Raw genomic sequence first — 15,584 nt, forward strand, 5'->3', positions numbered from 1 at the left:
ACATACCGGCTTAAAAGCGGGTGCAATACCAGCGGCTCAGCATTGCCCACTGCCGCTGCGGCGTTTGGATCCTGACCGTCAATCGGCGGCAATCACTCTCCACATCGCCGAGCACGGTCTCGCGACGCCAGCCTTCCGGCGGCGGTTCGGCATCGAGCCGGCCGGTGACGGCGAACGCCTCCAACTGCTGATGCGCCAGTCCCCAAGCTTGCCGGTAGTGCCACTGGCGCTGGAACGACTGCAGCAGCACCTGATGATACTGTAACAAGCCAAGCAGCGACACCGAGAACAGCAAGGCCGCCACCAACACTTCCGGCAGGCTGAAGCCGTTGCGGGATATCCGCCCTGCCCGAGCGTTAGCCGTCACAGTCGGCCAGCCTTTTCTCTGGGCAAAAATCCAGCCGACCGCCCGGCTGTGCTTGCACCTTGCCAGCGGCCTCCGCGCCGTTAAAAGTGCCCCATTGATACAACCATAGGGGTTCACCGCCGCGCATCTCGCCAAGGCCGCGTACCGTCACAACGCCGGCTCTGGCAGACAGCCGAGCGCAGGCCGTCAGCTCCGCACGCTGCCTGCATAACCAGGCCGCCGCACTCAGCTCGGCGCGTGGCCAGCGCTGGCTCATGCCCCAACTCAGCGCCGAAGCGGCCTGATTGTAAGCCTGAAGGTAACGCTGCTGATCGGCAGCCAGTAACAGCGCGTTATCCAACTGCCGATGCTGAGCGTTAAGCAACATCAACCCCAGCGCCAACAGCAACATCACCGCCGCCAGGGTGCTAACGCCTCGCTGGGTTTGCCGGTTCATGGCAGCGCCGCCATTTCGACGCTCCCGTTCAGGCTGCGCATGATACGCGTATCGCTGGCGGAGCGCCCCACCAGCGTCAGGCGAGCCAAGGCCGCGCCGTGATCGCCCCGCGCTATCGCCACATGAAAACGCTCAATGCGCACTTCGCCATGATCGAGTAGCCGCTCCCAGCCACCGCCATCGCATTGGCTCACGCCGCGCTGCCCTTCCACGCCGCCATTGCGCAGCCGATAACCGAAATAGCCCGCATCCTCGCCCGAAGTGAGCCATTGCCCGCTGCGAGCGATGTCGTAGGCGACGATAACGCAACTGCCCGCCGCCTCTCCCGATGCCTGGCCGATCAGTAGCGGCCAGCCGGCGCACTGCCCGGCGCAAAAACCGGCGCGGCGCAGATCTTTCTCAATGCCGAACGCCAACTGCCGCAGCGTTGACTCCAGCCGAAAGTGCTGGCCGACGGCCACGCTTTGCTGGCGCAACAGCGGGTAAGTTTTCGCCGCGCCGAGCGCGATCACGCTGCCGAATACCAGTGCCAACATCACCTCCGGCAAGGTAAAACCGCGTTCGCAAGTCAGCATAGCGCCATGCCCCTGACCCGCGGCCCTTCGCTGCACAAACGCAGCCGCCCACGGGCGGAGAGCACCAACCGCAGGCTGCCTGCGTCGTTGCTGAGAAGGATGTGCCCTGCCTGCGCAGTATTGCGCAAACCGTAAAACCCAATCTCTTTGCCGGAGTAGCCGCTCAGCACAACGTCGCGATAAGGCGGCGAGAAAACGGAGCCTTCGGCGGAAGCGCAATCCGTCGGCGGCACGCCACCGCCCAGGCACCAGGGCGTGCCGTTGTTGAACCACAGCAGCGTCGTGCGGTTACGCCAGTTGGCGTCCGCCTGCAATCGCAGCAAAAACGCCAGCAGCTGTTGGGCCGTGTGTTCCAACCGCAGCGCTTGCTGATGATAGCGCCATTGCCCGACGCCCCAGCCAGTGAGCATGGCGGCGATCAATATCGCCGCCAACAGCTCAATCAGCGTCATGCCACGCTGGCGGTCATCGATGTTCGAGAGAGTATTATCGTTCATGCGGCCAGTGTAAGGGCCGCAACAACGCGGTAAAGCCGCATGCGCAAGCGCTGCGGCAAGCTGCGCAATGTTTTATCTACGACGACAGACGTCGACAAAAAAATGCGGCGCGGTGCGCAATGCGGATAAAAAAAGGGGCGCAATCGCTGCGCCCCTGGTGTGATGCGGTTAAGGTCAGATCGCGACCGGCGCCTTGATGGCCGGATGCGGATCGTAACCTTCGATCTCGAAGTCTTCGAAACGGTAATCAAACAGCGAAGCCGGTTTGCGTTTGATCACCAGTTTCGGCAACGGACGCGGTTCACGCGTCAACTGCAACTGAGTCTGTTCCATGTGGTTGCTGTACAGGTGGGTATCGCCCCCGGTCCAGACGAAATCGCCCACTTCCAGATCGCACTGCTGCGCCATCATGTGCACCAACAGCGCGTAGCTGGCGATGTTGAACGGCAGGCCGAGGAAGACGTCGCAGGAACGCTGGTACAGCTGGCAAGAGAGCTTGCCGTCCGCTACGTAGAACTGGAAGAACGCGTGGCACGGCGCCAGCGCCATCTGATCCAGCTCGCCGACGTTCCAGGCGGAAACGATGATGCGGCGCGAATCCGGATCTTGCTTCAGCTGTTGGAGCACATTGCTCAACTGATCAATCTGACGGCCGTCCGCTGCGCCCCAGGCGCGCCACTGTTTGCCGTACACCGGGCCGAGATCGCCGTTTTCATCGGCCCACTCGTCCCAAATGGTGACCTTGTTGTCACGCAGGTAGGCGATGTTGGTATCGCCGTTCAGGAACCATAACAGCTCATGAATGATCGAACGCAGATGACATTTCTTGGTCGTCACCAACGGGAAACCTTCCTGCAAGTTGAAACGCATCTGGTGGCCGAAAATCGACAACGTGCCAGTGCCGGTACGGTCGGCTTTAGGGGTGCCCTCGGCGAGCACCTTATTCATCAAATCCAGATACTGTTTCATTTGTCCCTCACGACAGTTGTTGCTGCGGGCGACGACGGTACGCCCAAATCATCATAATAATACCGGCCACCACCATCGGGATGGACAGGATCTGCCCCATGCTGATCACGCCGTCGAACAGGCCGAGCTGGGCATCCGGCTGGCGGAACGCTTCAACGATGATACGGAATGCGCCATAACCGATCAGGAACAGGCCTGATACGGCGCCCATCGGCCGCGGCTTGCGGATAAACAGGTTCAGAATGACAAACAGCACCACGCCTTCCAGCAGCAGTTCATACAGCTGCGATGGGTGGCGCGGCAGTACGCCGTACTGATTCAATAACGGCAGCAAAGAAGGATCGGCGGCGGCAAGGGCCACGTCCTCGCTGCGTGAACTTGGGAACAGCATCGCCCAAGGGGTATCGGTGGTCACGCGGCCCCACAGCTCACCGTTGATGAAGTTGCCGAGGCGGCCGGCGCCCAGGCCGAATGGGATCAATGGCGCGATAAAATCGGAAACCTGGAAGAAGGTGCGTTTGGTGCGGCGAGCGAACCAGAACATCACCAGAATCACCCCCATCAAGCCGCCGTGGAACGACATGCCGCCATCCCAGACCTTGAACAGATAGAGCGGGTTATCCAGGAACAGCGGCAGGTTGTAGAACAGCACATAGCCTACGCGGCCGCCGACGAATACGCCCAGGAAGCCGGCGTAGAGCAAGTTTTCCACTTCGTCTTTGGTCCAACCGCTGCCCGGCTTGTTGGCACGGCGCACCGCCAGCCACATGGCAAAAACGAAGCCGACCAGGTACATCAGGCCGTACCAATGCAGAGAAACCGGGCCAATGGAGAAAATGACCGGATCAAATTTAGGAAACGCCAGATAGCTATTGCTCATCTATCACCACAACATGTCTGTTATTTTTCCCCATGCGGGGGCGGCAGGTGCCAAGCGGCGACGGAGATTATCCCGCGCCTTGCAAACGGCAGCATTGGCCGCTGCGGGTCTACAAGGCGACGAGCATGCGCCGCGCTGAGGTTGCGCATCATAACATAGGCTTAGCGCGGTCCGGTCCGGCAGGGCGGGAAAAGTTCTGTAAAAAAATCACACCGCGCAGCGATTATCGGCCGCCGCGAATCAATCCGCCCATGCCGCGTCGCTCCATAAACGCCGCCACCAAATGGCGCACTTCCGTGGTCATCTGGGTGTTCAACACCCGCTGCGCTAACATTTCGGCGTCGGCAAGGTCGATATGCCGCAGCAGGTATTTGATACGCGCCACGCTGCGGCCGTTCATGCTCAAGTTGCGATAACCCATGCCCACCAGCAACAACGCGCCCATAGGATCGCCGGCCAGTTCACCGCACAGGCTAAGCTGCAGCCCGGCCGTTTTCCCCTGCTCGGCGATCAGTTTCAGCACCTGCAGCATCGCGGGATGCAAACTGTCATACAGCGAGGCGACCCGGGTGTTGTTGCGATCCACCGCCAGCAGGTACTGGGTCAAGTCGTTGGTACCGACCGAGATGAAATCAACGCGCCCGGCCAGATGCGGGATCAGGAAAATCATCGACGGCACTTCCAGCATCACGCCGATTTTCGGTTTCGGGATCGCGTAGCCGAGCACTTCTTCCACCTCGCGCCCGGCGCGGTCAATCAGGCGTTTGGCCTCGTCGACCTCTTCCAGGCTGGTGATCATCGGCAGCAGAATGCCCAGGTTGCCGGTGCCAGCGTTGGCGCGCAGCATCGCACGCACCTGAATCAAAAAGATCTCCGGCTGATCCAGGGTAATGCGGATGCCGCGCCAGCCCAGGCAAGGGTTCTCTTCGCTGATCGGCATATAGGGCAGCTGCTTGTCGGCGCCGATGTCCAGGGTGCGCAGCGTGACCGGCTTGCTCGGGTAAAGCTGCAGCATGCCCTGGTACTGCGCGACCTGCTCCTCTTCGGAAGGGAAGCCGCTTTGCAACATGAAGGGGATTTCGGTGCGGTATAGCCCCACGCCATCCACCCGGCCGCCCAACAGCTGTTCATGTTCCGGGCTGAGGCCGGCATTCAGCATCACCTGAATGCGTTCGCCGCTTTTCAACTGCGCCGGCTGTTCGACGTCGTCTTCCGCCAGCTTGCTCAGCTCCAGCTCTTCGCTGATCAGCCGTTGATATTCCTGCACCAGTACCGGCTCAGGATCGACCAGCAGTTCACCGCGATAACCGTCGACGATCAGCAGCCGCTGGCTGAGCAGAGCAGGCTGGATGTCGGCGCCCATTACCGTCGGCACCCCCATCGCCCGCACCAAAATCGCCGCATGGGAGTTGGCGGCGCCGTCGCGCACCACCACGCCGACCAGACGATCCTGCGGCACTTCGGCCAGCAATGTCGCGGTCAGTTCATCCGCCACCAGCACAAAACGCGCCGGCCACTGGGTGGCGCCCTGGGTGGTGTCGTCGAGGTGGAACAGCAGGCGCTGGCCCAGCGCGCGCAGGTCGCTGCCGCGCTCGCGCATGTAGGTGTCCTGCAGTTTGGCGAACTGCTCGGCAAAGGTTTCTATCACCTGTTTCACCGCCCACTCCGCCACCGAACCGTTGTCGATTTCGGCGAACAGTTCGCGCTTGAGACGGGCGTCGTTTAACAGGTGAGAATAAAGATCGAAAATCGCCGCGCTCTCTTTTTGCGAACTGGCGGCAAAACGCTTGCTGAAGCGACGAAATTCCGCGCCGGCCTCTTCCAGCGCCAGCGTCAGGCGCTCGCGCTCGCTGGCGGTGTCCAGCGTCGACGCGCGGTACACCTGATCGAGCGAAGGCTGGCTGCTGTCCTGCCACCCTTCCGCCACCGCCACGCCGGGCGAGGCCGCCAGCGCGCGCACGCGCGTTTGGCGATACTGGCCGAAAATGGCATTAAGCTGCGACTGTGAAAGGATCCCGGCCATCTGCGTAGCCAGGGTGACCATGAAAGACTCTTCGCTTTCGTCAAACTGGCGCAGCTCGCGCTGCTGCACCACCAGCACGCCCAGCAGCTGGCGCCGATGAATGATTGGCACCCCGAGGAATGATCGGAAACGATCCTCTTTCACCTGCGGAACGTATTTGAAACTGGGGTGGCTTTGGGCATCGGCCAGGTTGATAGGCTCGGCCCGGCGGCCGACCAACCCGACGACGCCCTCGTCAAACGCCAATGCGATAGTGCGCCCGCGCGGCTTTTTCAGCCCGCGCGTGGCCATCAGGTAGTAACAGCGGCGGTCGTTGTCCGCCAGGTAGATGGAACACACTTCGGTGTCCATCGCCAGACAGGTTTCATTGACCAGCAGATCCAGCGCATCCGTCAGACTGGCCGCCGCGGCCACCTTCTCTACAATTTCTCGCAAGCGCGTGAGCATAGTCGGCTTAACTTAACCTCTCTTTCGGCGATAAGCGGGGGCCTGTCGCGGCGCCGCCTGCTCTTGCATCGGCATCACGGTCACGGCGAATTCTTTCATCACCCGGCGGTAGACGTCGCGTTTGAACGACACCACCTGGCGCACCGGATACCAGAAGCTCACCCAGCGCCAACCGTCGAACTCCGGCGTGCTGCTGCGCTGCATATTGATATCAGCGTCATTGCACAGTAGCTGCAACAAAAACCATTTTTGCTTTTGGCCGATACAAACCGGCTTTGTGTCCCAACGCACCAAACGTTTCGGCAATTTATAGCGCAACCAGTTGCGGGTCGAAGCCAGGATGCGCACATCCTTTTTACTCAGCCCCACTTCTTCGAACAGCTCACGGTACATCGCCTGCTCCGCAGTTTCGCCAGGGTTAATCCCACCTTGGGGAAACTGCCAGGAGTGCTGACCGTAACGGCGGGCCCATAAGACCTGCCCCTGACGATTACAGATTACGATACCAACATTCGGGCGGTAGCCATCATCATCGATCACCGGACTACCTCGATAAGCTTAAATTCGCATAGATGTCCTGATTGTTTCACACAAGCTACAGGCGGTAAACCACTGCTTTACGGCGCTGCGGGCCGGATAACATTGGGATAACTCACAGATATAGGCAAAGTTATAAACATACCCCAGCCTTTCAGACCGGTTTTATTCACTTTTTCTGTGGATAGGTGTGTGTAGAACTCGAGGGATAAGCCGGTAAAACTCTTAAACCCCAAAATCCCCTCCCAACCCTAAAAAAACAAAATAACATTAAAAACATATAATTAAATAATGTTGCATCGTTATGTACAGGGCAAAAATGTGATCTGTGCACGGTAAGGATCTTACCCTGGCGAAAGATCCATCAACGTCGTTTTTATCCACAGATTATCCGGGCAAGTTACGCACAAAACGGACAAATTCGTAAAAAACCGCCCGAGTCAAGGCTGTAAATTGAACCAGTGATCGGCAAAAATTTGGGTTATCCCATAAATCTGTGGATAAATAGGTGTAAGATCCTGTTTATTGTCGGTGGCTTCAGGTGAACAAGCCCCAGGAGTGCATTGTCGGCCACGCAAGGAAAGGAAAAAAGTCATGTAAAATCATGCTACTATTATTCTTTTCCCCAGACGATAGCGGTTATCGCTCGCCGCGTATAATTGCAGTACGTTTTTCAACCATATTCGACAGGCTTGATTTATGGCGTTTTTATCCTCTTTGCCGCCTCCGCCGGAAAATGAACGGCAGCTGTTCGAACGCGCTCAGGCGCTGGCAGGCGCCAGCTTTGGCGAGCTGGCCGCCCGCGCGCAGTTGCCGATACCCAAAGATCTGAAGCGTGATAAAGGTTGGGTGGGCATGCTGCTGGAGCGGTATCTCGGCGCCATGGCCGGCAGCAAACCGGAGCAGGACTTTCCCGAACTGGGCATCGAGCTGAAAACCATTCCTGTCGACGCCGCCGGTAAACCGCTGGAAACCACTTTTGTCTGCGTTGCTCCTCTCACCGGCAACAGCGGCGTCACCTGGGCCAGCAGCCACGTTCGCCACAAGCTGGCGCGCGTCTTGTGGATACCGGTAGAAGGCGAACGGCAGATCCCGCTGGCCGAACGCCGCGTCGGTTCGCCGCTGCTGTGGAGCCCGAGCACTGCAGAAGAAGAGATGTTGCGCCGCGATTGGGAAGAGTTGATGGATCTGATCGTGCTCGGCCACGTAGAGCGCATCACCGCACGCCATGGCGAAGTACTGCAGCTGCGCCCCAAAGCGGCCAACAGCAAGGCGCTCACCGAAGCCATCGGCGAACAGGGGCAACCTATCATGACGTTACCGCGCGGTTTCTATCTGAAAAAGAGTTTTACCGGCGCGCTGCTGGCAAGACATTTCTCAATCTAAGCGATTTCGTTTAACTCTGGTTTAGCTCCCACTGTCAGCGCCACGATAAACGCGTATAATTCACGTTTTGCATTTATTAAGTATTAAAAGGTGTACCGGGCAATGTTCGAATGGATTATGGATCCCAATGCCTGGTTAGCGTTAGGTACGCTAACCATTCTTGAGATCGTACTGGGTATTGATAACATCATTTTTCTGTCGCTGGTGGTGGCCAAGCTGCCCAAAGCGCAACAGAACAAAGCTCGCCGGCTCGGGCTGGCCGCTGCCATGATTATGCGCCTGGCGCTACTGGCCTCTATCGCCTGGGTGATTCGCTTGACGCACCCGCTGTTCACCGTGCTGGATCACGCTATTTCCGCCCGCGATCTGATCCTGTTGCTGGGGGGGCTGTTCCTGATTTGGAAAGCCAGCAAAGAGATCCACGAAACCATCGAAGGATCGGAAGAAGAGCACCACACCAAGGTGCATAGCTTCTTCGGCGCGATCGTGCAGATTATGCTGCTGGATATTATCTTCAGTCTGGACTCGGTGATTACCGCCGTGGGTCTTTCCGACCATCTGTTCATCATGATGGCGGCAGTGGTGATCGCCGTCGGCGTGATGATGTTCGCCGCCCGGCCGATCGGCGAATTCGTCAACCGCCATCCGTCGGTAAAAATGCTGGCGCTGGCGTTTCTGATCCTGGTGGGCTTCACGCTGATGCTGGAAAGTTTCCAGGTGCACGTGCCGAAAGGCTACATCTACTTCGCCATGTTCTTCTCCATGTCGGTAGAAGCGCTCAATCTGATGCGCAGCAAGAAAAATCGCGCGCCGGAATAACCCTACCCGGAAGCCGCCATCGGCGGCTTCCATCGCTTCGTTGCCCCCTCATTTCACTTTTTCTTATCAGATAAAGACTTATCTGAGACGCCCTCCGCCGAGAGTTTGCTAATCTTGAAAGAACATTGTTTTCTGCATAATCGAGGATCCGCAGGATGAAAAAGTGGGTAATGGCAGTATCTGCGCTGGTGATGGTGGCCGGCCTGGCGGGATGTTCCAGCGACTACGTAATGGCGACCAAAGACGGCAACATGATCCTGACGCAAGGCAAACCGGAGATCGACAAAGACACTGGCCTCATCAGTTATAAAGACGAGAAAGGCAACCACCGCCAGATCAACGGCGATCAGGTTTCCCAGGTTATCGAACGCTAATCATCGCCCGCCGGCTATCGCCCGCTCGAGCGCGGTAGCCCTCATTCGCGTCCGCGCGGAATCCGCTTCCCCCATCTTCACCGCTTGGTTATAGTCAGGAAAGGCGACATCGCCGCCCGACGGACTTTGCGCCGTCTTCTGACATTGGGCTCCTGTTTCACCGGGCCGCGCGGCCCGTCAGCGCTAACAAGAAAGGAAGGCCGTTAATGCAATACCACCGTATTCCCCACAGTTCTTTAGAAGTGAGCGTGCTGGGACTGGGCACCATGACCTTTGGCGAACAGAACAGCGAAGCCGACGCCCATGCGCAACTGGACTATGCATTGGCCGCAGGCGTGAACCTGATAGACACCGCCGAACTGTACCCGGTGCCGCCCCGCCCGGAAACCCAGGGCCTGACCGAGAGCTATATCGGCAGCTGGATCAAGGCGCGCGTCAATCGCGGAAAAATCGTCCTGGCCAGCAAAGTCTCGGGCCCGGTGCGCGGTACCGACAGCAGCATCCGCCCGCAGCAGGCGCTGGATCGCAAAAACATCCGCGCCGCGCTGGACGCCAGCCTCAAGCGGCTGAACACCGATTATCTCGATCTTTACCAATTGCACTGGCCGCAGCGCACCACCAACTGCTTTGGCAAACTCAACTATCAATACACCGATGACAAAGCTACGGTTACGCTGTTGGAAACGCTGGAGGCGCTGACCGAGCAGGTGCGCGCCGGCAAGATTCGCTATATCGGGGTTTCCAATGAAACGCCTTGGGGCGTGATGCGCTACCTGCAGCTGGCGGAGAAACACGAGCTGCCGCGCATCGTGTCGATTCAAAACCCGTACAGCCTGCTGAACCGCAGCTTTGAGATTGGCCTGGCCGAGATCAGCCAGCACGAAGGGGTGGAACTGCTGGCCTATTCCAGCCTGGCGTTCGGTACTCTGAGCGGCAAATACCTCAACGGCGCTAAACCGGCCGGTGCGCGCAATACGCTGTTCACCCGCTTCAACCGTTATTCAGGGCAGCAAACCCAGCTGGCGATCGCCGAATACGTGGCGCTGGCCAAAAAACACGGGCTGGATCCCTCACAGATGGCGTTGGCCTTCGTGCGTCAGCAGCCGTTCGTCGCCAGTACCCTGCTGGGCGCCACCACGGTGGAGCAGTTGAAAATCAACATCGACAGCCTCGATGTGGTATTGGATGAGGACGTGCTGCAGGCGCTGGAAGAGATCCATACCCGGTTTACCATTCCGGCACCTTAATACAGCCGGGGCGCAGCCAGGCTGCGCCCCGTTTTTTTACCGCCGCTGCGACCACCACAGCACGCTAATCGCCAGCGCAAACACCACGCCAAACCCTACGCCGACGCCCACCACCGGCACGCCCAGCTTCACTACCAGCGAATACAGCGCCAGCATCAGCAACATGGCGGCGTTTTCACCCAGGTTTTGCACCGCGATCGCATTGCCGGCACCGACCGAATGCTTGCCCCGCTCCTGCAGCAACGCATTGAGCGGCACCACGAAGAAGCCCCCCAGCATGCCGATGATCGCCAACAAGACATAGGCATTGAGCATGGTGGTTTGCAGCGCGAACACCGCGACCGCGACGCCGATCAGGATCCCGGCCGGCATGCAGCGTTTTACCGTCTTCAGCGTGACGAAGCGCGCGGCGCCGCCGGCCCCCACCACGATACCGACGGCTACCATGGCGTTCAGCAGCGTCGGCGTGGCATTATCGGCGATGCCGAGCGCCACCGGCACCCACAGCACCAGCAGAAAACGCAGCGTCACGCCGGCCCCCCAGAACAGGCTGGTGCCGATCAAGGAGAAACGCGTCTGCCCATCGCGCCATAACGTGACGCAGGCGGTGAAGAAGCTGTTCGTCATGGCCCGCGGGCGCCAGGATGCCCCCGGGCGCGCCGCCGCCAGACGCGGAATATACAGGTTGGCGACCACCGCCCCCGCGTAAACCAAGGCGCAGGCCGCCAGCGCCGCGACCACATGCCAGTCCGCCAGAATACCGCCGGCCACCGAACCGGTCAGAATGGCGGCGATGGTCGAGGCCTCCATCAGGCCGTTAGCCTTGACCAGCTTCTCGCCGCTGGTGATCTCGCCCAGAATGCCGTATTTGGCCGGCGAATACGCGGCGGCCCCCACGCCGACCAGGCTGTAGCCGAGAAACGGGTTCCCCCCAAAACAGATCACCAACGCCCCCGCCAGCTTCAGGGCGTTGGCGAACATCATCACCCGCCCTTTGGCGAAGCTGTCGGCTACCTGGCCGACGAACGGCGCCAGAATGATATAGGTGGCGACAAAGGCCATCTGCAGGATCGGCTGGCTCCAGTCCGGATACAGCTGCTGCTTGATCAACGCCAGCGTGGCGAACAGCAACGCATTGTCGCCGAACGCCGAGAGGAACTGCGCGCTGATGACGGCGATCATGCCGCGTGACAACAAAGGGGATTCGGTCGAAGGATTCATCAGGCACTCTCCGGCTGTTCGGCCATATGACGCAGGGTGACAAAATCGGGTTTGCCGCTGCCGAGCACCGGCAGCGTTTTCAACAGGCGAATATCGCGCGGCACCGCCAGCTCAGGGCTGCCCAGCTGACGCGCCACCCGCAGCAATGCTTCGCGGGTGATAGCAGGATCGGTGGTAAACAGCACCAGCGCTTCGCCTTTGCTGCTGTCGCTTTTGACGGTGGCGGCATGCAGTTTTTCCGGCGACAGCCGCTGCGCCAGCAATTCGACGCTCTCGAGCGACACCATCTCCCCCGCCAACTTGGCGAAGCGCTTCACGCGCCCGCGAATGGTGCAGTAACCTTGTTCATCCAAGCTGACGATATCGCCGGTGTCGTACCAGCCCGGCTGCAGCACGCCGTTCGCATCTTCCGCCGCCGGCGGTTCCAGCTCGCCGGGGCGCTCAACCCGCAGATAGCCTTTCATGATATTCGGCCCCTTCAGCTGCAGGCGGCCGCCGTTATCGATGCCCGGCACCGCGATCAGGCGCGCCTCCATCTGCGGCATAATGCGGCCGACGGTACCCACCTTGGTCGCCAGCGGCACGTTAATCGACACCACCGGCGCGCATTCGGTCACGCCATAACCTTCCAGAATGCGGATGCCGTATTTGTCCTGGTAGATCTGTTTGGTGCTGTCCGCCAGTTTCTCCGCGCCGGCGACCACGTAGCGCAGACGGGCGAAATCATACGGATGCGCGAAGCGCGCATAGTTGTTGAGGAAGGTCGCCGTGCCGAACAGCACCGTGCAATTGCGGTCATACACCAGCTCCGGCACCACGCGATAGTGCAGCGGGCTGGGGTAGAGGAAAATGCGGCTGCCGGTGATCAGCGGCGTGAGCAGCCCTACCGTCAGGCCGAACGAGTGGAACAGCGGCAGCGACGACATGAAGCGGTCGCGCGGCGTGAAGTCGGCGATGGTACGAATTTGTTCGACGTTGGCCAGCAGGCTGGCGTGCGAATGCACCACGCCCTTGGGATGGCCTTCAGAACCGGAAGTAAACAGGATCAGCGCCGCGTCCTCCGGGCGTTGCGGCAACGCCGCGCGCTGCGGCTGCAGCAAATGCCGCAAAATCCACAGCTTGTCCGCCAGCGTGACGGTATCCTTCAGATCTTCCAAATACACCCAGTTGGCCTGCGTCACCTGCTCCGGCAGGTGGGTCAGCTTGCCCTTCTCCAGAAACTGGCGCGAGGTAACGATGGTCTTGATGCCGGCGGCGAGCATCGCGCTGTTCAGGCCGTTAGCACCGGCGGTGTAGTTGAGCATCGCCGGAATGCGGTTACGCAGCGAAGCGCCGAAGATCGCCGCCGCGGTGATGGTGGCATTCGGCAACAGCAGCCCGACGTGTTCCCCTTCGGCGGTAAAGCGCTGCAGAATGCGGCTGACGCCCAGCGATTTCTTGATCAGCGCCTGATAACTGTCTTCTTTGAAAGCGATGTCTTCGATACAGGGCTTGCGGCGCCCGTAGCGGTGCTGCGCCGCCAGCAAGGCATGGAACAGGGTCTGCGGTTCGCGCGTATCCATCCGCGCCCGCATCATGATCTGCATCAGCCGATCGCCCGCCAGCGCCCGGCGTTCGCGCGCGCGCGGCGCTTCCGGCATCGGCAACGTGGTCGGCGGCAAGATGCGAATGCTGATTTGCGGGAACCAGCGGATCTTGAATACCCCGGCCATGCGGCCGAACCGGCTGAATTCGGGGCCGTCGATCCGCACCGGCACTACAGTGGCGCCCGATTTGGCGGCGATAAACGCCGCACCGTCGTAGATTTTCATCAGCGCGCCGGTCACGGTGATGCGCCCTTCAGGGAACACCACGATCGGCCGCCCCTGCTCGACCATCCGCACCAGCTGTTTGATGGCCATCGGCTTGGTGGGATCGAGCGAGACGAAATCGATGTAGGGCCGCAGCCAGCGCATAAACCAGCTCTCGCCGATGCTGGCGTAAACCGCAAACACCGGTTTAATCGGCAGGAACAGCGCCAGCAGCACGCCGTCGAGGAAAGAGACGTGGTTCGGCGTAATCAGCAGTTTTTGCCGATCGAAGTGCTGGACGTCCCCTTCGACCCGTACCCGAAACAGCAGGCGAAACAGCGCGCGCAGCAGTGAAAAGATCATGCCCTTCTCCCTTGGCCATGGAGGCGTAAATCGTTGTAGGGAAAAGAATACTATATGGCAGGCAAAAAAAAACCTACGCATCCGCGTAGGTTGGTGCAATTGAAAATGGCTTCAACATACAGAGTATGCTGATTTCTCACCAATCAATACCTCTGGGATCACCTACTCTAGAGAGATGGCGTGCAGGAAACTACCGACGAATCGCAAGAGTTTTGCTCCAAATGCAACCAGCTGTAAATTTCTCGCGATCTGCTGTAATAACTCAATGAAACTTAAATAATCCTCACAACAGAAAGATCAATAATGATGCCTCATCGGATGGAAGCGGGTCGGTGGTAAGAAAAAAAACCTGTGCATACGCAGATACGTACGGCACATTGGCGTTTAGCCAAATCGAAACTGAAACAGATCCTCTAATCTCTCTTGTCTCCTAAACGCTAAAGAAATCAATTAACGAAAACTATTCTCAAAAGCAAAAACCAAGTTAGACGAGATATCTAACGTGTAATTTTCGTCAACATATGCAACACGCTTTCTTGCTTTTCAAGCACAACAATAACAACAAAAAGACAAAGTTAAAAATGGTCAAACTAAAAACAGAGCCGCTTCCCGATCTTGCGGTTATCGTAACCTCACAGTAAAAGCATGCATCGAGGATAATTAATTATTAATAATTAAAAAAACCGTAAGCAATAAAACCTATGCGTTAGCTACCAAACAGGGCAAACAAGTAAGATTCGATAACAGAAGACAATTAGTTAGAATATAAATCTATTTTTATATAAATCCTTAGCACAATATTGCAGAGATTGAGATTGATAAATAAAATACTCCTGCATTGAATCGCGAGTAAAACGTTGCGACATCCTTGCTTTATCTTTTCAAGCAATACGATTTTCATTTATTTAGTGGCATATTCTCAGAAGGAACTCCGAATGAAGAAATATTTATTTTTAGCTCTGCTACCTCTGTCGTGCACGAGCGTATTGGCTGCAAAAACAGCCAGTACGTCTGTAGATTTCTCCGGAGAAATTTACAATAACACCAGCTGCAGTATTGCTGCCAACACCAATAGCATTGATCTTGGCCGCCATTCCAGCGAAGCTTTTGATAAAGTAAATCCCGTCCAGTTGGAAGGCAACGGCATGGGTAGCATTCCGTTCACCGTAAACTGCACGGCACCGACCAACATGGGTATTGAAGTGACCAGCGCCAGTGGCGATGCCGATTTCAAGTATATGGACAGAAGCTTCACCGCATCGCTGGCAAAAGACGCCAGCAATAAAGATGTCGCCGTGTTGGGCCTGGCACTGTCGGATATCGCTATGGACGGTGAAACCGTCCGTGCGGCGCTGATTCCCGAAGGCGATGATATCTTTGATTTGACCAATGTAACTGACGGTGCAGATCACGAACAGGCTATTTTCTCTGCTGCCTCAGGTAATCGCTTTGCGGTCACATCAGATGCTAATTACGACAATATGGCGATCGGCCAGAACCTGAGCGGTACATTCAGCTACCGTTCCTTCCTTACCCCGCTTAGCTACATTGATGATAAAAGCATCCAAATGCAAGACAGCATTGCATTGCAAGCCTCTGTGAATCTTTCGGTTCACTACCTGTAATCACCAGGTGGGGACATTTCTCTGTCCC

Annotated in this window: 15 protein-coding genes; 5 read left to right on the forward strand and 10 right to left on the reverse strand. The window is 58.1% G+C overall.

Annotated elements, in window-relative coordinates; genetic code table 11:
- Positions 1-10: 10 nt before the first annotated feature.
- The 8 genes from C9411_RS21665 to rppH all read right to left on the reverse strand — a co-directional run bounded on the left by C9411_RS21665 (position 11) and on the right by rppH (position 6,734).
- Positions 11-367 (reverse strand): prepilin-type N-terminal cleavage/methylation domain-containing protein, encoded by a 357-nt coding sequence (locus tag C9411_RS21665; protein ID WP_107227908.1) that lies wholly within the window; start codon positions 365-367, stop codon positions 11-13.
- The gene (locus C9411_RS21670) at positions 357-803 is read right to left on the reverse strand and encodes a YgdB family protein (RefSeq protein WP_107227909.1); all 447 of its coding nucleotides are present in this window, start codon (positions 801-803) and stop codon (positions 357-359) included. Before C9411_RS21670 ends, C9411_RS21665 begins: the two co-directional genes overlap by 11 nt.
- Positions 800-1,378 carry a prepilin peptidase-dependent protein gene (locus C9411_RS21675; protein WP_107227910.1) on the reverse strand — a complete coding sequence of 193 codons (579 nt, stop codon included), beginning with the start codon at positions 1,376-1,378 and terminating at the stop codon, positions 800-802. The genes C9411_RS21670 and C9411_RS21675 overlap by 4 nt, the downstream gene beginning before the upstream one ends.
- A complete protein-coding gene (locus C9411_RS21680) occupies positions 1,372-1,875 on the reverse strand; it encodes a prepilin peptidase-dependent protein (RefSeq protein ID WP_107227911.1) in 504 nt (167 codons plus the stop codon). Before C9411_RS21680 ends, C9411_RS21675 begins: the two co-directional genes overlap by 7 nt.
- Positions 1,876-2,049: 174 nt before the next feature.
- Positions 2,050-2,844, reverse strand: coding sequence for a thymidylate synthase (thyA, locus tag C9411_RS21685; protein WP_016929918.1), 795 nt, complete (start codon positions 2,842-2,844; stop codon positions 2,050-2,052).
- Between the two features lie 7 nt (positions 2,845-2,851).
- A complete protein-coding gene (lgt, locus tag C9411_RS21690) occupies positions 2,852-3,724 on the reverse strand; it encodes a prolipoprotein diacylglyceryl transferase (RefSeq protein ID WP_063990739.1) in 873 nt (290 codons plus the stop codon).
- A gap of 223 nt (positions 3,725-3,947) precedes the next feature.
- Positions 3,948-6,194 (reverse strand): phosphoenolpyruvate--protein phosphotransferase, encoded by a 2,247-nt coding sequence (gene ptsP / locus C9411_RS21695; protein ID WP_063990738.1) that lies wholly within the window; start codon positions 6,192-6,194, stop codon positions 3,948-3,950.
- A gap of 12 nt (positions 6,195-6,206) precedes the next feature.
- Positions 6,207-6,734, reverse strand: coding sequence for an RNA pyrophosphohydrolase (gene rppH / locus C9411_RS21700; RefSeq protein ID WP_004931849.1), 528 nt, complete (start codon positions 6,732-6,734; stop codon positions 6,207-6,209).
- A 696-nt stretch (positions 6,735-7,430) separates the two neighbouring features.
- On the opposite strand from rppH, the gene mutH reads away from it, so the two are divergent.
- From mutH to C9411_RS21720, 4 genes are all read left to right on the forward strand, one after another.
- Positions 7,431-8,117, forward strand: coding sequence for a DNA mismatch repair endonuclease MutH (gene mutH, locus C9411_RS21705; protein ID WP_063990737.1), 687 nt, complete (start codon positions 7,431-7,433; stop codon positions 8,115-8,117).
- A 102-nt stretch (positions 8,118-8,219) separates the two neighbouring features.
- The gene (locus tag C9411_RS21710; RefSeq protein WP_063990736.1) at positions 8,220-8,936 is read left to right on the forward strand and encodes a TerC family protein; all 717 of its coding nucleotides are present in this window, start codon (positions 8,220-8,222) and stop codon (positions 8,934-8,936) included.
- Between the two features lie 155 nt (positions 8,937-9,091).
- Entirely contained in the window at positions 9,092-9,310 is a 219-nt protein-coding gene (locus C9411_RS21715) for a YgdI/YgdR family lipoprotein (protein ID WP_038878690.1), read from the forward strand.
- Between the two features lie 206 nt (positions 9,311-9,516).
- Entirely contained in the window at positions 9,517-10,557 is a 1,041-nt protein-coding gene (locus C9411_RS21720; RefSeq protein ID WP_107227912.1) for an NADP(H)-dependent aldo-keto reductase, read from the forward strand.
- A gap of 36 nt (positions 10,558-10,593) precedes the next feature.
- Here C9411_RS21720 and lplT read toward each other — a convergent pair whose 3' ends face one another.
- Positions 10,594-11,778 carry a lysophospholipid transporter LplT gene (gene lplT / locus C9411_RS21725; protein WP_063990734.1) on the reverse strand — a complete coding sequence of 395 codons (1,185 nt, stop codon included), beginning with the start codon at positions 11,776-11,778 and terminating at the stop codon, positions 10,594-10,596.
- Entirely contained in the window at positions 11,778-13,931 is a 2,154-nt protein-coding gene (aas, locus tag C9411_RS21730) for a bifunctional acyl-ACP--phospholipid O-acyltransferase/long-chain-fatty-acid--ACP ligase (protein ID WP_107227913.1), read from the reverse strand. The genes lplT and aas overlap by 1 nt, the downstream gene beginning before the upstream one ends.
- Positions 13,932-14,866: 935 nt before the next feature.
- Here aas and C9411_RS21735 point away from each other — a divergent pair.
- Positions 14,867-15,556: a hypothetical protein gene (locus C9411_RS21735; RefSeq protein ID WP_107227914.1), complete on the forward strand. Its 690-nt coding sequence runs from the start codon at positions 14,867-14,869 to the stop codon at positions 15,554-15,556.
- Positions 15,557-15,584 lie beyond the last annotated feature (28 nt).

The sequence above is a fragment of the Serratia sp. Nf2 genome (assembly GCF_003028435.1).
GTDB classification, from domain to species: Bacteria; Pseudomonadota; Gammaproteobacteria; order Enterobacterales; family Enterobacteriaceae; genus Serratia; species Serratia marcescens_L.